Genomic DNA, 19418 nt, shown 5'->3' with positions numbered 1-19418 from the left:
GCTGATTAAGCATGTGTTAGTTTTTCCTGAACCGGAGCCTGACTCTGGTTCATGATCTCGGTTTGTTTACGGATAGATTCGCTGTGGATCAGTTCCAATAGTTTCTCGGTAAAATCTGCTTCCAGTTTTAATGCTTTCCCATACTGGGTGCGCTTCTGCAAGATTTCGTCCCAACGGTTAACCTGTAAAATGGTGATGCCGTTGTCTTTTTTGTATTGGCCGATCTTCTCTACAATCTGCATACGCTCTGCTAATTTTTGAATTACCAGGTCATCCAGTTTGTCGATCTGATTACGCAGTTCTGCCAATTTATCTTTCACCTCGCTGCTGGCGGTTTCCGGCTGGCGAAGGGTTAAACGGCCAACTAAATCGTCCAGTGCTGCTGGTGTCAATTGTTGTTTAGCATCTGTCCAGGCAACAGAAGGGTCGATGTGCGATTCGATCATCAGGCCCTGCATATCCAGGTCTAACGCCTTTTGAGAAACGTAAGGGATCAGTTCGCGGTTACCGGAAATGTGGCTTGGGTCGTTAATGATCGGAAGATCAGGCGCATGCGTTTTCAGGTTGATGGCCAGATCCCACATTGGTTCGTTACGGAAAGCAGTTTTCTCGAAAGAAGAGAAACCACGGTGAATAGCAGCCAGTTTAGTGATACCCGCATTGTTGATACGCTCCAGAGCACCAATCCACAAAGAAAGATCAGGGTTAACCGGATTTTTAACCATTACAGGGATATCAACACCTTTTAACGCATCAGCAATTTCCTGTACGGTGAAAGGGTTAACGGTAGAACGCGCACCTACCCAGAAGATATCCACGCCTGCTTTCAGCGCTTCTTCTACGTGTTTGCCGGTGGCCACTTCTACCGCGGTTGGCAAACCGGTTTCTGCTTTAGCACGTTTTAACCATTCTAAACCAATGCTGCCGATACCTTCAAACTCGCCCGGACGGGTACGTGGTTTCCAGATACCTGCGCGCAATGCGGTAACGCGACCGGTTTTTGCCAATAAATGAGCAGTGGCAACCAACTGTTCTTCAGTCTCGGCGCTGCATGGTCCTGCGATTAATAACGGCTGCTTTTTAGCAGTGATCCAGGAACTTAGGGGCTGTATTTTTAAATCAAGTTTCATACTATTTTGGTTGTTACTCGGAATTTGAATTTACAGTCCGTAAGACCGTGAGTCCGAAAGTCCGAAAGTTTGTTTGTTGGATTATTGAATGTTTTATCTGTTTAATTTATGTTTATTGCTTCGCTGACTTTTCCGGACTTACCGACTTTCGGACTCCTCCTCTTCATACCTTTTATACTCGCCCAGGATGTTAAAATTGTGCGTGAATTTAAGGATTCCTCTCAGGGCGCGATCATAATTTCCCTGAGCTTCCCACTCCACGTCTACATAAAACTTATACTCGTCGCGCTTGCCCAGTACCGGCATCGACTGGATCTTGCTCATATTGATATTTTCTTCTTTGAAAACCTCCAGCACCTTGAACAGTGCCCCTGCTTCATTCCGAACTTCGAAGCATAGTGAAGCCTTGTCAGCCGCCGTTTTTTGTACATTCTCCTGGGTTGTCATGATCAGGAAACGGGTAAAATTCTTTTTGTTAGACTCGATGCGGCGTTCCAAAATTTGCAGGTCATAGATCCGGGCGGCCAGGTTATTGGCAATGGCAACGGTATCGGTCAGTTGCTCATCGCGGATACGTTTAGCACAAGCGGCAGTATCGCTGCTTTCCACTACTTTCAGGTTTGGATGATCATTAAAGAAATCATCACACTGGCGTATGGCCATCGGGTGCGAGGTTACGGTGGTGATCTGTTCAAACGCAACGCCGGGTAAGCCCATCAGGTGCAATTGAATAGGCACGTACACCTCGCCCACTACCGGAAAGTTATAGCTTAACAGCAGGTTATAGTTCGGCAGAATGCTGCCCGCAATGTTATTTTCAATAGCCATCACCAGGTAATCGGCTTCACCGGCTTTTAGCTTCTCAAATGTTTGCTTAAAAGAAGTACATTCTACAGTAGTAATGTCATTGCCGAAAAATCTGAAGGCGGCTTCCTCATGAAAGGAGGCCCTGATTCCCTGAATAGCTACTCTTGGTTTTTGCGTTTCCATAATGCTGTTAAAGCAAAAAGTCCCGGCTGTTGGGCCGGGACTTTTTGCTTTTTGTTGTATGTCTTTATGGCATATCAGTCCCGGCTCTTACTGGTAAAGTAAAAGTAAAAACCAAAATAATATGCACCTGTGTATTTCATTGTTGTGTTTACGATGGTAAATGTACAAGTAAAAATCAGAATGTCAATACAAAATTTTATTTTTTAGAAAAAAGCAGGTGCAAACAGAATTTTATTTGTTATGAGTTGATACAAGGTAAATAAAAAGAACGATGGCGATGAGCAAACAGATGCTGCAATTGGGAAATTAGTTTAACAGGGAAATCTCTTCCGCGTTTTATACATATTATACTAAGGCCAGAACGGTTAAGCAGAAGCCTCTCCCTTAAAAAACCTCAATGCTTCGTCACGCTCTTCGGGGCGGTTTACATTCCTGAACTCTTTTACATCCGGTGCATGTAGTAATTCAATGTCACTGTTGATCAGCACCTTTCGCGGACAAGAATAGCCTTGCGACAGAAACTGCAGCATTACCGGGTAGGCGCATGGTTCCCAAATGGTGATTAGCGGCTCCGGGAATTGTGCATCACTGTCCAGGAAAGCGGTTGCCAGTTTAGAAGGATTACGCCTTCCCACCAGATACTGTAAGGTGGCTGAAGTTAAATAGGGTAGATCGCAAGCGAGCGTTAACCAGGCTGCATTGGGATTCTTTTGCATGGCTGATAAAATGCCCCCAAAAGGACCTAACCCTATAAAAGTGTCCGGAATGGTTGGCAATCCTTCTTCTTCTGCACCGGACAGGGAAACTTCATCGCAAAATTCCGCAAGCAGGTGATGAGTATGTATACGCTGGTTTTGCCCGTGGTAGGCTATACTTCCTTTATCGGTTTGCATACGTATGCTTTTCCCGCCAGCCAGTACAAGCCCGTGTATGGGGGGGATGGCAGCGGTAAGCTGTGTTTGCAGGAATTGCAGAATTTCTGCCTGTTGCTCCAGTTTCAGTACCGGTACGTCTGCCAGGTGATTTAAAAAAGCAGGAACTTCCGTAACGCCGTCTGCCAGCAGGATCAGTTGTACGTCGGTCAGCTTCTCCAGCTTTTTCTCCAGCGATTTAGCCGGATGAATGATCGCGATCTGCTTTTGCGCCTTGAAATGATTGCCGTTGATCAGGATCAAGTCCTGATCGTTAAAAAGCACACGATTACGGAACGGTTTGTGCTCTTGCTTGAAGTCAATCCTCCCGAAGCTGATCTTATCCGTATAAATCAAATCTGCTCCCCGCCAAAGCTGCGCTTCCTCGTGATGGTCAGCATCAACAAAAGAAACCTTCCACTGCTCACCCAGTACCGCGCACCATTGCTGGGCCAGTTCCCTGATCAGCCCACATGGGGCACCGAGAATGCCGATTTCATTTCGCCCGAAATCACCCAGAGCAGGTCGTTTCAGGGCAGCGTGTTTTTGATGTTTATCCGGCTGTGTAGTCACTTTTTCCTCCCGTCTTTTTTATCAGCTTTGTTTCGCGTATTACCATCTCCTGCGATACCGCTTTACACATATCATAGATCGTTAGGGCAGCTACGCTGGCACCAGTTAGCGCTTCCATTTCCACACCAGTTTTACCTGTCACCGTTACTTCACATGTAACTACGGCTTCAAAAGCGTCATTCGTGTCGATGGTGATCTTTATGGCTTCCGTAGGCAGGGGGTGGCAGAACGGGATCAGTTCCGCAGTTTTCTTCACCGCCATGGTTCCGGCAATAATGGCCGTTTGAAATACCGGGCCTTTTTTAGTATGCAGCTCACCTTGTTTCAGCCCCAGCATCACCTGTTTGCCAAGGCTAATGATAGCGGTTGCTATGGCTGTTCGCCTGGTAACTGCTTTATCACTAACGTCAACCATACGCGGTTGATTGCTGTCATCGTCTATGTGTGAAAAATTTTTCATCCCTTGTGCAAACAAAGCTATAAAATACCCGTTCCCTTACCAGTGTTGCGTTCACTATTTTTGGCCTAAAAAGGTCAGGGCAGCCAGCATTTAACAACAATAACACTTAATTTAAGTTTACAAGCGTTTGATTAACAACCAGGAGTGATATATATTTACGCCTTTATCTACCTTTTGTAATTACATGATACTGATTGTCGACGATAAGTCTGAAAATCTTATTGCGCTAAAAAAGATATTAGAGACACATAATTTTAGTGTAGATACGGCCCTGTCTGGCGAGGAAGCGCTGCGCAAGGTGCTCAAATATCCGTACAAGTTAATCATTCTGGATGTGCAGATGCCCGGTATGGATGGCTTTGAGGTTGCCGAAGCGATAGTGGGTTACAGCAAAACCAAAGATATTCCCATCATTTTCCTTTCCGCGGTAAAGATCAATAAACAATTTATCAGTAAAGGCTACCTTTCTGGTGGCCGGGATTACCTGGTTAAGCCAATTGATCCGGATATATTGGTACTGAAGATCCGTACGTTCATCCGCCTATACGAACAGACCGATGAACTGAACCGTATTCAACAAGCCTTACTTGAAGAGATAGAATACCGTAAAGAAGCTGAAAGTAAAAAGGACGAATTCATCAGCATTGCCAGCCACGAATTAAATACACCCCTTACTTCTGTAAAAGGCTATTTACAACTTGCCGAGAAAGCGTTTGAGAAGGATAATAAAGACGGCATACGAATGTACCTCGACCGTACAAAAACGCAATTGAACAAACTGAACCAGTTGGTGGCAGACTTGCTCAATACCTCAAAAATTGTATCGGGGAAACTGGAGTATCATTTTAAAGATTTTGATTTCGAGCCGTTTATCGAAAGCGCGATAGATATCATCAAGCAATCTTACCCCGGTAAAAATATTATTAAAACAGGTAGGGCGAACGTACGGATCAACGGCGACCAAATGCGGCTGGAACAAGTGGTACTGAATTACCTGACGAACGCTATTAAGTATTCGCCAAACTCGAACGATGTTTTTGTGGAGGTGACCACGCCAAGCCCCAATAAGGTAACGGTAGGTGTGCGTGACAAGGGTATAGGCATCCCCAAGGAAAAACAACAACAACTTTTTGATAAGTTTTACCGCGTCGAAGAGTCGTCCAACAGATTCCAGGGGTTGGGCATGGGCCTATATATCTGCGCCGAAATTATCAAGCGCCACGGTGGTAATTTTGGGGTACAAAGTGTAGAGGGGCAGGGATCTACCTTCTACTTTACCATACCTGTTACTAAAAAGACTGTTTAACAACCTACTTACATCATATCATTAATGAAAACAAACGTAACCCGCAATCTGCAGATCGGATTCGGCTTATCGCTGCTGCTGCTCATCATCAGTTCGATTGCTTCTTACGTAAGCATCAATAACCTGCTTACCAGCAGTGACCTGGTAGAACACAGCCACCAGGTAGTCCGTTCGCTGGATAACATCATTTCCACCATGAAGGATGCCGAAACCGGGCAGCGGGGCTTTTTGCTTACCCAGCGCGACGAATTTCTTCAGCCTTACGAAGGTGCTTACAATAAGGCGCTGACGGAGGCCAACAAGGTGCAGAACCTTACACCGGATAATCTGGTGCAGCAGGAAAATATACGCCACGTAAAGGATATTTTGTTGCAACGGATGAGTATTCTTAGGCAAACCATTGATAAAAAACGTGCCGGAGGTGTAGTAACGGTTGAAGATCTGCGCAAAGGCAAGGAATATATGGACGAACTGCGCCGTTCTATCGCATCAATGGAGGGAGCAGAGCAGACGTTGTTAAAACAGCGGACAGAACGCTTGAATCAGATGTCGAGTTTTACGCCGGTTGTTATCGTTTTTGCAGCTATCCTTTCTTTCGCCATATCCATCTTCTTTTATCTGAAGGTAACCAGTGATTTTAATGAGCGGATGCGTTTGCAGAAAGCATTGGAGGAAAAAGACGAGGAAACCAGCCATCGCATTCATGTGATACAAGGCATCGCCGAAAAAATCTCCAATGGCGATTACGAAACCCGCGTTGCCGCAACAGAGCAGGATGTTTTAGGAAGTTTAGGAGGAGCGTTGAACCGTATGGCGGCATCACTGCAAGCTTCGTTCACTAAAATATCAGATAATGAATGGTTGCAAACGGGTATCGCGCAATTAAATGACCGCATGGTGGGTGAAAAGGACACCCCAGCACTCGCTGCGGATATTCTGGATTTTATTGCTGAATATACCAAGAGCCATGTAGGCGCGCTTTACATCTGCGATAAGGATAGACTATATCTGCAGGCAGGTTATGCGCTTTCTCCGGATGCGCGGAAAGAGATTGCTGTTGGCGAAGGTATCCTCGGTCAGGCGGCTTTAACCGGCAAACTGATCACGCTTACGGATATCGACCCGGATTATATTTCGGTTAATTATGCTTCTGGTGGCTTAAAACCTAAGAATGTGATCGCCGTTCCCATTTTTCATGATCGCTCGGTGCGTGGCGTTCTGGAACTGGCAACGTTGAATGTTTATGCCCAGCGTAAGTTTGATTTTCTGAATACCGTTTCCGGCAATATCGGTATCGCCTTGCAAAGTGCAGAAAACCGCCGCAGGTTACAGGAACTGCTGGAAGAAACACAATCACAAGCCGAGGAACTGCAAGCGCAGCACAGCGAGCTGGAAAACCTGAATACAGAACTGGAAGCACATACCCAGCGTTTGCAAACCTCTGAAGAGGAACTGCGCGTGCAGCAGGAAGAATTGCAGCAAACTAACCAGGAGCTGGAAGAACGCAACCGGATCATTAACGAACGGAACAGCGAGATTCAACGTAAAGCCGAAGAGTTGGAGCAAAGTACCCGCTATAAATCAGAGTTTATGGCGAACATGTCGCACGAGTTGCGTACGCCGCTGAACTCTATTTTGCTGCTTTCGCGATACCTGTATGAGAATAACGAAAAGAACTTATCTGACGAGCAGGTAGAATCTGCTAAAGTGATCCTGAATTCGGGAAATGGGTTGCTTGACCTGATTGACGAGCTGTTGGATCTTTCAAAGATTGAAGCCGGTAAGATGGATCTGGAATATGAGCACATCGGTTTGGCGGAGATTGAAAATGATATGCGTTCGCTGTTCAGCCCGATTGCCCGCGAGAAGCAGATAGAACTGGTGATCCAGAACAACTATAAGCAGGGTGAAACAATCGAGACGGATAAGATGCGCCTGGAACAGATCATTAAAAATCTGCTGAGCAATGCGTTAAAGTTTACGACAGAGGGCTCGGTTCAACTAAGAATCAGCGAGTCTGAAATAGATCCGTCATTCATTAAGTTCTCGGTAAAAGATACCGGTGTAGGTATCCCGAAAGATAAACAGGAGCTGGTGTTTGAAGCCTTTAAACAAGCCGACGGTTCTACTAAACGTAAATACGGCGGAACCGGGTTAGGACTTTCAATCAGCCGCGAGTTGAGCAGGTTGCTCGGCGGCGACATTCGACTGGAAAGCGAGCCGGGAAAAGGCAGTAATTTTATGGTGTACATCCCCAAAAACAGGGAGGTTGCTATTCCGTTACCGCAACCAGAGAAAGAACCTGTAACACAGCAGGCAGAAGAGAGCCAGGAAGAAAGGGTAAGACATATTGCCCCGGTAATTCCTAAAGATGTGGAGGACGATCGGGCAAATATTTCAGCTGATGATAAGGTGATCCTTATCGTAGAAGATGATACCCCGTTTGCCAAAGCGCTGCTGAACTTTACGCACCAGCGCGGCTACAAAGGTGTGGTAGCTGTTCGCGGCGACCTTGGGCTCGAACTGGCCCAGAAATACCGTCCGCTGGCTATTCTGCTCGATTTGCAACTGCCTGTAAAAGACGGCTGGGAGGTAATGGAAGAGCTGAAAAGCAATCCGGCTACGCGGCATATTCCCGTACACATTATGTCTTCAATGGAGGCTAAGAAAGAAAGCCGTTTGCGCGGCGCGGTAGATTTCATCAATAAGCCGGTGGCGGTAGAACAGATGAAAGATATCTTCGCCAAATTAGAAGATGCTCTTAGCCGCAATCCTAAGAAAGTGCTGATCGTTGAGGAAAACCCTAAGCACGCGCAGGCATTGGCTTATTTCCTGCAAACGTTCAACGTTTCTTCGGCAGTGTCCAGCAGTTTGCCGGAAGGGGTGGATATGCTGAAGAACAAAGAGGTGGATTGTGTGATCCTGGATATGGGCATCCCTGATAAGAACGCCTATGAAACCCTGGAAATTGTGAAACAAAACCAGGGCTTGGAAAACCTGCCGATCATTGTCTTTACCGGTAAAAACCTGTCATCGGCAGAAGAAGGCCGCATCAAACAGTACGCAGATTCTATCGTCGTAAAAACGGCGCATTCCTATCAGCGCATCCTGGATGAAGTCGCTTTGTTTCTGCACCTGATAGAAGAGAACAAGCAGGGCGGGCAGGCTAAACCTGTACTTCCGCTGGCAACACCGCTCAACGAGATTCTGAAAGATAAGACCGTGCTGATCGCCGATGATGACGTACGCAACATCTTCTCGCTAACCAAGGCTTTGGAAAAGCATAAAATGAATGTAATTTCGGCAATTGATGGCCGCGAAGCGCTGCAACAACTGGAGCAGCATCCGGAAACGGATATCGTGCTGATGGACATGATGATGCCAGAGATGGATGGTTACGAAAGTACGCAGCGTATACGGCAAAACAAGAAGTTTAAAAACCTGCCGGTGATTGCGGTAACCGCCAAAGCCATGATGGGCGACCGTGAAAAATGTATTAAAGCGGGTGCTTCTGACTATATTTCCAAACCGGTAGACGTAGACCAGCTGATATCGCTGCTGCGCGTATGGTTGTACGATAAGAATATTTAAAAATGACCCAAACCTCCAAAAAAATACTGATCGTAGACGACGATACCCGCAATATATTTGCATTAAGCCTTACCCTTCGCGCCAAAGGTTACCAGATATTGTCTGCTACGGATGCCATAACGGCGTTAAATATGTTACAACAAGATAACACTATTGCTGTTGTACTGCTTGATATGATGATGCCGGAGATGGATGGTTACGAAGCCTTGGGACGAATCAGGACGGATGAGCGCATTGCTGATCTGCCCGTTGTTGCCGTAACTGCGCAGGCTATGCCTGGCGACAGGGAGAAATGCTTTGAAGCAGGTGCAAGTGCCTACATATCTAAACCGGTAAATGTAGATGTGCTTACGGATTTGTTGAATAATTATTTAAAATAATAATGGATAACGCTATCGGTGAGCAGGAAATGGCGTTGTTGCTTTCAGACCTGCTCGAGCTTTACGGATACGATTTTACAGATTATGCCAAGGCTTCGCTGAAGCGCAGGCTGAACCGCCTGTTTACCCTCGACAGGTTTCCGAGCTTTGCTGAGTTACGCTACCAGGTGCGCAACGACGCTGAATATGCCAGACGGTGTGTAGAACAAATTACGGTGAATGTGACCGAAATGTTCCGTGATCCGGCTTTTTACCATGCCTTAAGGACAGAAGTATTACCCGTGCTGGCCACGTATCCTTTTATAAGGATATGGCACGCGGGATGCTCCACCGGCGAGGAAGTGTATTCGATGGCAATATTGCTCAAAGAGGCCAATTTATTGCACAAATCGTTACTATACGCTACGGATATTAATACGCAGGTTTTGCAAAAAGCGGCTACGGGGATATTTCCCCTCAGCCAGATGAAGCAGTACTCCGAAAACTATATTGCTTCTGGTGGTAAAGAGGATTTTTCCAGCTACTACACAGCGAGTTATAACAGCGCAAAGTTTGACGAAGAGTTGAGCAGGCGCATGGTTTTCTCTACCCATAACCTGGTTTCGGAAAGTTCTTTCAACCAGTTTCAGTTAATTATGTGCCGTAATGTGCTGATCTATTTCGAAAAAGAATTGCAGGGCAGGGTTTTTGCACTTTTCGACGAAAGCCTTGAAAAACTCGGTTACCTGGCGGTAGGCAGTAAAGAAACTATTAAGTTTTCGCCCATAGCCAACCGGTACAGGCAGGAAAGTAAAGAAAAAATATGGCGAAAGATTCACTAAGAGACGAGGAAAAACTGGTGGTGATTGGTGGTTCTGCAGGTAGTCTTCCGGTGATTATGTTTATACTGCAGCACCTGAAACCAACCCTGCGAATACCTGTAGTTGTTGTATTACACCGTAAAAGCGATTCAGATTCGAGCCTGAGCACCCTGATGGCCCATCGGGCGAAACTGGTGGTGAAAGAGGCAGATGACAAAGATCCGATTATACCGGGAATGATCTACCTGGCGCCGCCTGATTACCATTTGCTGGTTGAACGCGATAAGCACTTCTCGCTGGACGACTCTGAAAAGATCAATTATTCGCGCCCAAGTATTGATGTTACTTTTGAAAGCGCCGCCGAAGCCTACGGAAAAGGCACTGTCGGGATATTGTTGTCCGGTGCAAATGCCGATGGTGTAGATGGCCTGCAGGTGATCCAGGAACACGGCGGAATCATTGCCGTTCAGGATCCGTCCAGCGCGCAGGTACCTTACATGCCACAGGCTGCAGTTAATCAGCTTAAAGTTGAACGCATATTGGGCATTCAGGATATCCCGGGTTTTATTGACAGCCTTTAAGTACATTCACGGTAACCAGCAACTGACCGGTATGCCTCATGGTATGTTCTGCTGAATGTACCAGCAAACCGATCACGGTAGATGGTAGCTGCTTTCGCCCAACACCTCTGAAATCTGTCAGCTGCGTTTCGTCAAATTGCTTTAAGGCGGCTATCGCGTCATCAATCCGCTGGTTAAAAAGATCAAGTAATTCTTTCAAAGTAATACTGGTGTCCAGTTTTCCTTCATTTGCAAGGTAATGCAGCTGTTCTGCGGTCAGGGCGTGTCCGTGGGCATAGGTAAACAGGCGGTCGAGCACGCCGGCCATATGCTGAAGGTGGAACGCCGGCGATGCCATTCCGGCTACTTTATCAAATAACTGCTTTTCCGGGAAATTAATCATCAGGCTGTTTACTTCTTCGCATGCTTGCAATAGTGCGTGTGCAACAGGTTGTAATAATGCCGACACATCCTGTAAAGGCCCGCGCAGCCATACTTCGGGTAATAATGGGTTCGTCATAGCGGATATTCAAATGTAAACGTTGATGCGAATGTTTTGATTGCCCTAGTTAGAAATGACGTATTGGTGATGCTACACTAAATGCTAAGAAAATGCGCTGTTTTACCGACAACTAAAGCTCCTTCTTGTTTTATATATCGCATTATTGCTTTATTTTGAACCATTTATGATCATGGTACACCTATTGCTTTAGTTCGGCATATTTTAAGATAATCCCTATGAACATTAATTACCATAAGTTAAAAACCGGCCTTTCCTCGTTTTTGCTGATCTGCGCTGTTCTGTTTGTTCTCGACAGCTGTAAAAAAAGCCGCTCTGACATGGGCCGCGAACTTTACGATAAAACGAAAAATAAAGTATTCAAAAACGTAACACCCGAAGGCTTTCAGCCTGTTTTTGAACAGATGCTGAATGATAAGAAATCTAAACTAAACAATGCTTCAACAATACTCAGCTGGTACCAGCAGCACGAGTACGATCCGGTGTTTGTGATGGACCATCTGAAGAATGACGACCTGAAAGTGTTGGCAGATTACCTAAGCAAAGCAGCCGCTCATGGCCTCGACCCTAAGATTTTCAGCGCCCAGGAGTATAACGAACTCCTGAAGAAGTTCTATGATAAAAAGGGGATCAAAACCACCGAAGAAGCATACCAGGATATGGCGAAGCTGGAAATACTTACCGCTAATGTGATGATCAATTATTCGAACGCCCTCCAATATGGGATCATCAGCCCGCGCCGTATTTACGCACGTTATTTTACCAAAACACTACGCCCAGACAGTACAACAGCAAGAGGTGTGCTTCAGGTGAGCAACTTCCGTACCTACCTGGATAGCATCCAGCCTAAAAATCCCCAATATATTGCTTTACAAAAGGCGTTGACGCAAGGCGTAACCGCGCCAGGGATGTCTAAAGAAGAAACCGAGCGCGCCATAAAAGTGAACCTGGAACGCCTGCGTTGGAAAAACAAACCCGGGGAAGCTAAATATGTAATTGTAAATATCCCTGCGTTTCAGTTAGACGTAATGGAAAACGGGCATTCCACATTAAATATGAAGGTTTGTGTAGGAGAGGGCCGCAATAAAGACAAGGAAAATACATTGGTAGAGTATGATGAAAGTGACAAAGTAGACCGTCCGTTTTCGCGCGAGACGCCTCAATTAAACAGCATGATCTATGAAGCGCAGGTAAACCCTATTTGGAATATCCCGCAAAGCATTGTCAGCAAGGAAATTGTGGAACATGCTAAAGCTGACCCTTATTACCTGGATAACAACAATATGGAGGTGTACCACAATGGTCAGAAAATGGATGATACCGAAAATGTCGACTGGGGTTCCGTTAATTTATCCGAATACCAGTTTAAGCAAAAGCCAGGCTCTGACAACTCGTTAGGTAAAATTAAATTCCTGTTCCCTAACAAGAGCAGCGTTTACCTGCACGATACTCCTGCGCAGGCACCATTTGGTTGGACGATGCGCGCGGTGAGCCACGGTTGCGTGCGGTTAGAGAAACCAATTGACTTGGCTCATAGTCTTTTCGGCGACGGACCGAAGTTTAGCTTGGTACAAAAACTGATCAGTGAAGATAACCCGCACCCTACAGACATAGCATTAGCTAAAAAGGTTCCGGTTTATATTACCTACGTTACCTGCTGGGCAGATGAGAGCGGTACGCTGCAATTCCGCCCTGATGTGTATGGCTTAGATATCGTCCTTTACGGGCACATGCAGAAATATTTGGCTGCATAACTATAAAATGTTATTACGTAAAATGCCCGGGTTGATATAGCCGGGCATTTTCTGCTTATAGAAATTTCGAAGTATTATAAAGCTGCAGTTAAGGGTTGTTTGCCAGCGGTATCCGTACCAAGGGCGGCACTTGCAGCTAATTCTGTATTTAAATATCTGGAGTTGTAACGGTTGTCATTACCGTTAATGAACAACATGTTTCTGCCTTTTAAAGTATTGATTACCTGATTTGCTACTAAAGGTGATACCGCCGGGCAACCAAAGCTGCGACCTAAACGGCCAAGCTGATTAATAGTGTTTTGGCAAACATAATCTGCCGCATGGATCACAATAGCGCGCTGACGGGCCAGGTTGTTAAAGCCTGCATCCATACCATCCAAACGAAGTGAACGGCCATGTTTACCAAAATAAATATCGTCGGTTACATAGAAACCAAGGCTGCTTTGGTGCGATTCTTCTGTATTAGAGAATTTGGTTGCTACATCATCGCCACTGCCTTGCCCGTGTGCTACCCACGTATTCAGCAATAAAGCTTTATTAGCCAGATCGATGATCCACATGCGTTTTGCGCGGCTTGGCAAGGTAAAATCTACCACGGTAAGCACCTGGCTTTTCTGCGGAAGTTTGTGAGCTAACTTTAAGTTATAGAAACCGGTAAGTGCTTTCTCAAATACAGCTAAGCTTAAGCCTGATTGTTCCAAAGCTGCACCCTGGTATACATTTGAGGCAAACTGGCCGAAACGGGCGCTTAATGAATTTGCATCGGTTGCAACAGTTGTCGCCGTTGCCAAAGTATCTGCTTTAGCTATCGGGGCGGGCTTAAAACTGGTGGCTATTACGCCAATACCCAATAAAATGCCTGCTGCCCATCCAAACGTTTTCTTCATATCCTGTTTTTTAATCAATAGTTTTAGACAATATAACAGGTTTAAGTCAGAGTTTTATAATTGTTTGATTGTGATTTGTATCACAAATATAAAAAGAAATGAGATTTTAACAGTCATTAAAATCTCATTATAAATTAATAAATTATTCTGGCAGTTAATTGTTTGCCGCTGCAGCAACCCATTTTACTTTTTCTTCCAGCGGTATTTTCCGACGGCCTTCTGGTTTTTCGTCTGCATAGCCCAGGTAAAGAACGCCCAATACATGGTCTTCTTCGCCTAGTTGAAGAAAATCTTTCATCGGCTGTTTCAAGATCATGCCGCCGGTGCTCCAGAATCCAACGATGTTTAACGCTGTAGCGCCTAATAGCAGGTTTTCAACAGCGCATGAAGCTGCGATGATCTCTTCAAATACCGGGATCTTGGGCAGGTCGCCACGTTTCATAACGGCTACCAGTACATGCGAAGCCTTGTTACCCTGCGTCATGAAGTTGTTGTAGCTGGTTTCGTTAAAATTTTCTGCAGGCGTATGCTCTTTATACAAACCCGCATGCTGTTGGCAGAAATCTGCCGGGTTTTCATACACTACAAAACGCCAGGGTTCTGTAGAGCCGTGGTTAGGTGCCCAATCGGCCAGTTCGAGCAGGGCTGCTACGTGGCCGTTAGGTATTTTATTGCCGTTCATGGCTGCGGCCTTCACCGTACGGCGGCTTTTAATAATATTACTGATCGTTACAAAATCTTGATTATCCATAGCGGCAAAGGTAGCGAAAGTTGTCTAAATCGAGATTTTGAGTGAAGCAGAAATAGGCGTAGCGTTACATAAAAAGGGTGTACGATCAGCAGATAGTACACCCCTCATTGTAGCTCGTGTTTTATAACGGAAGACCAATAAAACCTTTAGAAATTCAGCGAAGCGTAGAATTTTAGGCTTTCGCAAAGTTCATCTTCTGTACAGATCTGGTTGATGGCGCAGGCGCCTATTTTGCTTATCAGCGTGCAGTTAATGTTATCGCCTTCGTTCTTTTTGTCTTTTTTCATCAGGCTGTTCAGTACGGTATAGCAGGAATCATCCAGATGATATTTAGGATAAACGCGGGTAAGAACGCTGATGATTTCTTCCAGTTCCTCTTGTTTCAAGCCGGCTTTTTGTACCGATAGCCAGCCTTCGCAGATCATACCGATGGCGATGGCTTCACCGTGTGTCAGATGGTCACCATCATTGTCGAGTGAGAAAGTTTCCACGGCGTGGCCAATCGTATGGCCGAAATTCAGGCATTTGCGGCGCCCTTTTTCCAGCGGATCGTCCAGCACGATCTTATTTTTTATCACTACCGATTTAAAAACTAATTCGGGGTTTGGAACAGAAAGATCACTATTTTTTAATTCGTCCCAGTAAGCTTCATCATCAATCAGCCCGTGTTTCAGCATTTCAGCCAAACCCGAACGTACCTGCCGCTCTGGCAATGTTTCCAGGAAACCCGGGTGAACAAAAACCGCTTTTGGCTGGGTAAACGTACCGATGATGTTTTTAATGCTGTCCAGGTCTACGCCGGTTTTGCCACCTACAGAAGCATCCACCTGCGAAAGCAGGGTAGTGGGCACGTTTACAAAATCGAAACCACGTTTAAAGGTGCTGGCCACAAAACCGCCCAGATCGGTAACCACACCACCGCCTACATTAATCAGCAGGCTATGACGGTCGGCTCCGAAATCAATCAGCATCTTCCAAACACCGATACAGAAGTCGATGGTTTTGTTGGCTTCGCCGGATGAGATCTCGATTAAATCGTAAGGGGTTACGCCGTCAAGACGTTCTGTTACAGCGGGAAGGCAGCAGTTGCTCGTCTGGTCGTCTGAAAGAATAAAAACTTTAGAATATTTTCCTTGCTGAATAAAATTTACCAGCTCTGTAAGGCTATCATTGAAATATACATTGTAGCCTAAACTCTGTATCGTATCCATAATTAAATTACCCTGACCTGCTGGCCACGGAACTCAATAACGTCACCTTTACGCACTTTAAGCCTTTTACGCGTATCGATCTGTCCGTTATAACTTACCTCGCCCTCCGATACCACTATCTGCGCTTCGCCGCCTGTTTGTACCAGGTTAGTGGCCTTCAGCAACTGAATCAGCGGTATATACTCTCCGTTTAGCTCAAACTCGATCATGGTTACGGCGGCAAATTTAAACTATTCAAAGAATAATGAGTTATCTAATTGGCATTTTCTAATTTTGCACCATGCTTGAAAATAATATTTCCGCTTCAACCGCAGGTACCTCACTATCTTTTGATAATACAGAAATTGCTTTTAAACATCTGACCAATGCCGACCTTGACCGTGCCTATTGGTTGTTTAAAGCCATCAATAGTAACACACTGGTAAAAGTAGGGCCCGGGATTACCAATGCCGCACTTAAAATAGGCTTGCCAATTAAGGGGCTGATCAAGGCGACCATTTTCAAGCAGTTTTGCGGCGGGGAGACGATTGCCGAGTGTGATTTAGCAATTAAAAACCTGCAGGCCGGTAATGTAGGAACTATCCTGGACTATTCTGTTGAGGGTGAAGACGAGGAAGCAGTTTTCGACGCAACGCGCGACGAGATTATCCGGACCATTGTACGTGCTACCGGCGATAAAGCCATTCCGTTGACGGTATTTAAAGTAACCGGCGTCGCCCGTTTTGGTTTACTGGAAAAGCTGGACACCGGCGCAGCGCTTAACGCGGAAGAAGACCGCGAATGGCAAAAAGTGAAAGCGCGTGTACTGGCTATTTGTGAAAAGGCCTTTACTTCGGGTGTGCCGGTGATGATCGACGCCGAGGAAAGCTGGATCCAGAAGACGATTGACCAGCTCGCGCTGGATATGATGCGCCGATTTAACCAGTATAAGGCCATTGTTTACAATACCTACCAGATCTATCGTCACGATAAATTGCAATCGCTTAAAGATGATTATGCCGTAGCCAGCCGCGAGGGTTTTGTACTCGGTGCTAAGCTGGTGCGTGGTGCTTATATGGAAAAAGAACGCAAGCGTGCGGCAGAGATGGGCTATCCTTCGCCAATCCAGCCGGATAAAGCTGCTACAGACCATGATTATAACCAGGCGTTAAGGTTTTGCATTGACCATGTAGAACGTATCGCATTTGTTGCTGGTACCCATAATGAAGATAGCTGCGCGCTGTTGGTGCAATTGATGGACAAAGCAAATATCGCGCATAATCACCCGCATGTGTATTTCTCACAATTGTTAGGCATGAGCGATAACCTCAGTTTTAACCTTGCCGAGGCAGGTTACAATGTTGTGAAATATGTGCCTTACGGCCCGGTGAAGGCTGTGCTACCTTACTTGTTCCGCCGGGCGCAGGAAAATACAGCCATTGCAGGGCAGATGAGCCGCGAATTAAGCCTGATTGTTAAAGAACGGAAGCGGAGGAAGTAGAGGCCCCTAGCCGGCAATATGCTTTTTCTGCCGCACTTTTCCCTTAGCTCAAGCAAACCAGAAACACCGACAACGATAGCTATTGACGATAGCCCGACCTAAATTCTCCCCAAGGAGGACTTTAAAGCTCTTCAGGAGAGGAGTTGGGGAGAGGTTTTCGCTTGAATCGCACATTTCAGCCGATCTGTTTTGCTTATTCCCAAAGCTGGTTGCCAGCCTTAAACAAAAAACTAAAGTCACGAACGGAACGTGACCGTCTTAGACTGTCGCATCCAGCGCAGGCGACAAACACAGGCTTTGCAGTGGCAGAACCAGTACATAGCCTGCGGTGACAGCGACGAGTTCTTTTTGGTTACTTTTTCTTGACGGCCAAGAAAAAGTAACAGTCGTAACAATGCATAAAAGGTTTGCAGGTTATGTAGCTAGATAAGATATAATACGATTTTATATAAACAACAAAGGCTATAGTTTTACACTACAGCCTTTGAAGGTTTTTCCCCGCAATAATTCAACTGCGGTTTATAATTGGTAGATGTTATTTCTTTTTAGTCTGGTGCGCATGCTCTCTGTACAGCATATTGGCACCAGGTGTATGGTTGAACAGATTTTGATTGATCATGCGACCATTATTGTTGATCTGTTGAATATAGCTGCTTAATGAAGTACAGCTGATCCCGCTGTTATCTCTCTCTCTTACAAATGCTGAACTCATGGCTTTTTCGGATTTAATGAGAATTGCCCAATTGTTATGCCATAGAAAACAGCTTGTTGCAATTAAATTTTTTTAAATACTTTTAGCCATGAAGCAAGCTGAAGCGCAAGTGGTTGACGCCCGCAAGTTCAGGTTTAAATCTGTACTTGGCGGGTCTATTGGTAACCTGGTAGAGTGGTACGATTGGTACGCTTATTCGGTATTTGCTTTATACTTCAGTTCGGCATTTTTCCCTAATGATGATGAAACTTCGCAACTACTGAACACCGCCGGTATTTTTGCTATTGGTTTCTTAATGAGACCGATAGGTGGTTGGCTGATGGGCGCTTATGCAGATAAAAAGGGTAGAAAGGCAGCGTTGACCTTATCTGTACTGATCATGAGCGCCGGTTCTTTAGCTATCACTTTCGTTCCGGATTACCATCATATTGGTATTGCTGCGCCGATTATATTAGTGCTGGCCAGGCTGTTCCAGGGCATTAGTATAGGCGGGGAATATGGTACGGCAGCTACTTATTTAAGTGAAATTGCTCCGAGACGACATCGCGGGTTTTATTCCAGTTTTCAATACATCACAACAACTTGTGGACAGATTTTAGCACTAATTGTATTGCTTTTACTACAACGATATTTTTTAACTACAACGCAATTGGGTAGCTGGGGATGGCGTATCCCGTTTGGTATCGGTGCAGTGCTTGCACTTTCTACTATTTACCTGCGGCGTAACTTACCCGAGACTACTTCGTTTGTGAAAGAAAAGGTGGCCGAAAGTAAACGCGGTACAGTAAAGGAGTTGCTGAAATATCCTAAAGAGACAGCCATCATCGTGGGCTTTACCATTGGTACTACAGTGGCTTTTTACACATTTACTACCTACATCCAGAAATTCCTGGTTAATACGGCAAAGTTTTCCAAAGCAGACTCTACACTGATCACCTTGATTGTTTTGGTGGTGTTTATGCTGGCGCAGCCGGTTTCGGGTATCATCAGCGATAAAATAGGCCGCAAGCGTGTAATGATCATTTATGGCATGGTGAGTATGGTGGCAACGGTGCCCATTATGATGGCTTTAAGCGCTACTCATAACTTTTGGACGGCAACATTGCTGATCTCGCTCGCGCTGGTGATCCTGAGCCTTTGTACGTCTATTTCGGCTATCATCAAAGCAGAGCTTTTTCCGGTAAATATCCGTACGCTTGGTGTCAGTCTGCCGTATGCACTTACCGTTGCCATCTTTGGCGGAACAGCGGAAACCGTTGCGCTTACCTTTAAAAAATGGGGGCATAACAATTGGTTCTTTTGGTACATTGCGGTGTGCTCGTTGATATCGCTGGTGGTAAGCCTGGTAATTCCGGACCCGGATAAAACATCCCGGTTGGAGGATAATCAGTATTAATTAATA

The 19418-nt window shown here is 45.6% G+C and carries 18 protein-coding genes; 8 read left to right on the top strand and 10 right to left on the bottom strand.

All coding sequences use genetic code 11. The features are described from left to right. Positions 1 to 5: 5 nt before the first annotated feature. From MUY27_RS05125 to moaC, 4 genes are all read right to left on the bottom strand, one after another. A complete protein-coding gene (locus tag MUY27_RS05125; protein ID WP_245128914.1) occupies positions 6 to 1130 on the bottom strand; it encodes a chorismate mutase in 1125 nt (374 codons plus the stop codon). A 138-nt stretch (positions 1131 to 1268) separates the two neighbouring features. Further along, positions 1269 to 2120: a prephenate dehydratase gene (locus MUY27_RS05120; RefSeq protein WP_245128913.1), complete on the bottom strand. Its 852-nt coding sequence runs from the start codon at positions 2118 to 2120 to the stop codon at positions 1269 to 1271. A gap of 365 nt (positions 2121 to 2485) precedes the next feature. Beyond that, complete coding sequence (locus MUY27_RS05115; RefSeq protein WP_245128912.1) at positions 2486 to 3604, bottom strand: NTP transferase domain-containing protein; 1119 nt, start codon at positions 3602 to 3604, stop codon at positions 2486 to 2488. Continuing rightward, positions 3585 to 4064, bottom strand: a complete 480-nt coding sequence (gene moaC, locus MUY27_RS05110; RefSeq protein WP_245128911.1) for a cyclic pyranopterin monophosphate synthase MoaC — start codon at positions 4062 to 4064, stop codon at positions 3585 to 3587. The genes MUY27_RS05115 and moaC overlap by 20 nt, the downstream gene beginning before the upstream one ends. A 184-nt stretch (positions 4065 to 4248) precedes the next feature. Here moaC and MUY27_RS05105 point away from each other — a divergent pair, with 184 nt between their 5' ends. From MUY27_RS05105 to MUY27_RS05085, 5 genes are read left to right on the top strand one after another with little or no spacing between them, the layout of a single operon-like run. Next, positions 4249 to 5370 (top strand): ATP-binding response regulator, encoded by a 1122-nt coding sequence (locus tag MUY27_RS05105; protein WP_245128910.1) that lies wholly within the window; start codon positions 4249 to 4251, stop codon positions 5368 to 5370. A gap of 24 nt (positions 5371 to 5394) precedes the next feature. Next, on the top strand, positions 5395 to 8961 hold the full coding sequence (locus MUY27_RS05100; RefSeq protein WP_245128909.1) for a response regulator: 3567 nt from the start codon (positions 5395 to 5397) through the stop codon (positions 8959 to 8961). A 2-nt stretch (positions 8962 to 8963) separates the two neighbouring features. Continuing rightward, positions 8964 to 9341 (top strand): response regulator, encoded by a 378-nt coding sequence (locus tag MUY27_RS05095; protein ID WP_245128908.1) that lies wholly within the window; start codon positions 8964 to 8966, stop codon positions 9339 to 9341. A 2-nt stretch (positions 9342 to 9343) separates the two neighbouring features. Then, the gene (locus tag MUY27_RS05090; RefSeq protein ID WP_245128907.1) at positions 9344 to 10162 is read left to right on the top strand and encodes a CheR family methyltransferase; all 819 of its coding nucleotides are present in this window, start codon (positions 9344 to 9346) and stop codon (positions 10160 to 10162) included. Then, a complete protein-coding gene (locus MUY27_RS05085; RefSeq protein WP_245128906.1) occupies positions 10144 to 10722 on the top strand; it encodes a chemotaxis protein CheB in 579 nt (192 codons plus the stop codon). Before MUY27_RS05090 ends, MUY27_RS05085 begins: the two co-directional genes overlap by 19 nt. Here the strand turns inward: MUY27_RS05085 and MUY27_RS05080 are convergent. Continuing rightward, on the bottom strand, positions 10706 to 11221 hold the full coding sequence (locus MUY27_RS05080) for a DinB family protein (RefSeq protein WP_245128905.1): 516 nt from the start codon (positions 11219 to 11221) through the stop codon (positions 10706 to 10708). The genes MUY27_RS05085 and MUY27_RS05080 overlap by 17 nt on opposite strands. Positions 11222 to 11439: 218 nt before the next feature. Here MUY27_RS05080 and MUY27_RS05075 point away from each other — a divergent pair, with 218 nt between their 5' ends. Continuing rightward, positions 11440 to 12975: a L,D-transpeptidase family protein gene (locus MUY27_RS05075; RefSeq protein ID WP_245128904.1), complete on the top strand. Its 1536-nt coding sequence runs from the start codon at positions 11440 to 11442 to the stop codon at positions 12973 to 12975. A gap of 74 nt (positions 12976 to 13049) precedes the next feature. Here the strand turns inward: MUY27_RS05075 and MUY27_RS05070 are convergent, their stop codons facing one another. From MUY27_RS05070 to MUY27_RS05055, 4 genes are all read right to left on the bottom strand, one after another. Next, complete coding sequence (locus MUY27_RS05070; protein ID WP_245128903.1) at positions 13050 to 13862, bottom strand: murein L,D-transpeptidase catalytic domain family protein; 813 nt, start codon at positions 13860 to 13862, stop codon at positions 13050 to 13052. Positions 13863 to 14016: 154 nt separating this feature from the next. After that, the gene (locus MUY27_RS05065) at positions 14017 to 14613 is read right to left on the bottom strand and encodes a nitroreductase family protein (protein WP_245128902.1); all 597 of its coding nucleotides are present in this window, start codon (positions 14611 to 14613) and stop codon (positions 14017 to 14019) included. Between the two features lie 146 nt (positions 14614 to 14759). Beyond that, on the bottom strand, positions 14760 to 15824 hold the full coding sequence (aroB, locus tag MUY27_RS05060) for a 3-dehydroquinate synthase (protein WP_245128901.1): 1065 nt from the start codon (positions 15822 to 15824) through the stop codon (positions 14760 to 14762). Positions 15825 to 15826: 2 nt separating this feature from the next. Beyond that, complete coding sequence (locus tag MUY27_RS05055) at positions 15827 to 16033, bottom strand: RNA-binding S4 domain-containing protein (protein WP_245128900.1); 207 nt, start codon at positions 16031 to 16033, stop codon at positions 15827 to 15829. 71 nt (positions 16034 to 16104) lie between these two features. Between MUY27_RS05055 and MUY27_RS05050 the strand changes: the two genes are divergently transcribed. Next, on the top strand, positions 16105 to 17304 hold the full coding sequence (locus MUY27_RS05050; RefSeq protein ID WP_245128899.1) for a proline dehydrogenase family protein: 1200 nt from the start codon (positions 16105 to 16107) through the stop codon (positions 17302 to 17304). A 535-nt stretch (positions 17305 to 17839) separates the two neighbouring features. Here the strand turns inward: MUY27_RS05050 and MUY27_RS05045 are convergent. Continuing rightward, on the bottom strand, positions 17840 to 18016 hold the full coding sequence (locus MUY27_RS05045; protein WP_245128898.1) for a hypothetical protein: 177 nt from the start codon (positions 18014 to 18016) through the stop codon (positions 17840 to 17842). A gap of 88 nt (positions 18017 to 18104) precedes the next feature. On the opposite strand from MUY27_RS05045, the gene MUY27_RS05040 reads away from it, so the two are divergent. Next, positions 18105 to 19412: an MFS transporter gene (locus MUY27_RS05040; protein ID WP_245128897.1), complete on the top strand. Its 1308-nt coding sequence runs from the start codon at positions 18105 to 18107 to the stop codon at positions 19410 to 19412. Positions 19413 to 19418: the final 6 nt, after the last annotated feature.

Origin of the sequence: Mucilaginibacter straminoryzae, assembly GCF_022953055.1 — a bacterium.
Classification (GTDB): domain Bacteria; phylum Bacteroidota; class Bacteroidia; order Sphingobacteriales; family Sphingobacteriaceae; genus Mucilaginibacter; species Mucilaginibacter straminoryzae.
The sequence above is the reverse complement of the archived record's forward strand: the minus strand, read 5'-3'. Positions and strand labels throughout refer to the sequence as shown.

Excerpts from the sequence above, each read along its gene's own strand:
- MUY27_RS05125 (WP_245128914.1), bottom strand. The coding sequence starts at position 1,130 with ATGAAACTTGATTTAAAAATACAGCCCCTAAGTTCCTGGATCACTGCT.
- MUY27_RS05120 (WP_245128913.1), bottom strand. The coding sequence starts at position 2,120 with ATGGAAACGCAAAAACCAAGAGTAGCTATTCAGGGAATCAGGGCCTCC.
- moaC (WP_245128911.1), bottom strand. The coding sequence starts at position 4,064 with ATGAAAAATTTTTCACACATAGACGATGACAGCAATCAACCGCGTATG.
- MUY27_RS05105 (WP_245128910.1), top strand. The coding sequence starts at position 4,249 with ATGATACTGATTGTCGACGATAAGTCTGAAAATCTTATTGCGCTAAAA.
- MUY27_RS05100 (WP_245128909.1), top strand. The coding sequence starts at position 5,395 with ATGAAAACAAACGTAACCCGCAATCTGCAGATCGGATTCGGCTTATCG.
- MUY27_RS05095 (WP_245128908.1), top strand. The coding sequence starts at position 8,964 with ATGACCCAAACCTCCAAAAAAATACTGATCGTAGACGACGATACCCGC.
- MUY27_RS05090 (WP_245128907.1), top strand. The coding sequence starts at position 9,344 with ATGGATAACGCTATCGGTGAGCAGGAAATGGCGTTGTTGCTTTCAGAC.
- MUY27_RS05085 (WP_245128906.1), top strand. The coding sequence starts at position 10,144 with ATGGCGAAAGATTCACTAAGAGACGAGGAAAAACTGGTGGTGATTGGT.
- MUY27_RS05080 (WP_245128905.1), bottom strand. The coding sequence starts at position 11,221 with ATGACGAACCCATTATTACCCGAAGTATGGCTGCGCGGGCCTTTACAG.
- MUY27_RS05075 (WP_245128904.1), top strand. The coding sequence starts at position 11,440 with ATGAACATTAATTACCATAAGTTAAAAACCGGCCTTTCCTCGTTTTTG.
- MUY27_RS05070 (WP_245128903.1), bottom strand. The coding sequence starts at position 13,862 with ATGAAGAAAACGTTTGGATGGGCAGCAGGCATTTTATTGGGTATTGGC.
- MUY27_RS05065 (WP_245128902.1), bottom strand. The coding sequence starts at position 14,613 with ATGGATAATCAAGATTTTGTAACGATCAGTAATATTATTAAAAGCCGC.
- aroB (WP_245128901.1), bottom strand. The coding sequence starts at position 15,824 with ATGGATACGATACAGAGTTTAGGCTACAATGTATATTTCAATGATAGC.
- MUY27_RS05055 (WP_245128900.1), bottom strand. The coding sequence starts at position 16,033 with ATGATCGAGTTTGAGCTAAACGGAGAGTATATACCGCTGATTCAGTTG.
- MUY27_RS05050 (WP_245128899.1), top strand. The coding sequence starts at position 16,105 with ATGCTTGAAAATAATATTTCCGCTTCAACCGCAGGTACCTCACTATCT.
- MUY27_RS05045 (WP_245128898.1), bottom strand. The coding sequence starts at position 18,016 with ATGAGTTCAGCATTTGTAAGAGAGAGAGATAACAGCGGGATCAGCTGT.
- MUY27_RS05040 (WP_245128897.1), top strand. The coding sequence starts at position 18,105 with ATGAAGCAAGCTGAAGCGCAAGTGGTTGACGCCCGCAAGTTCAGGTTT.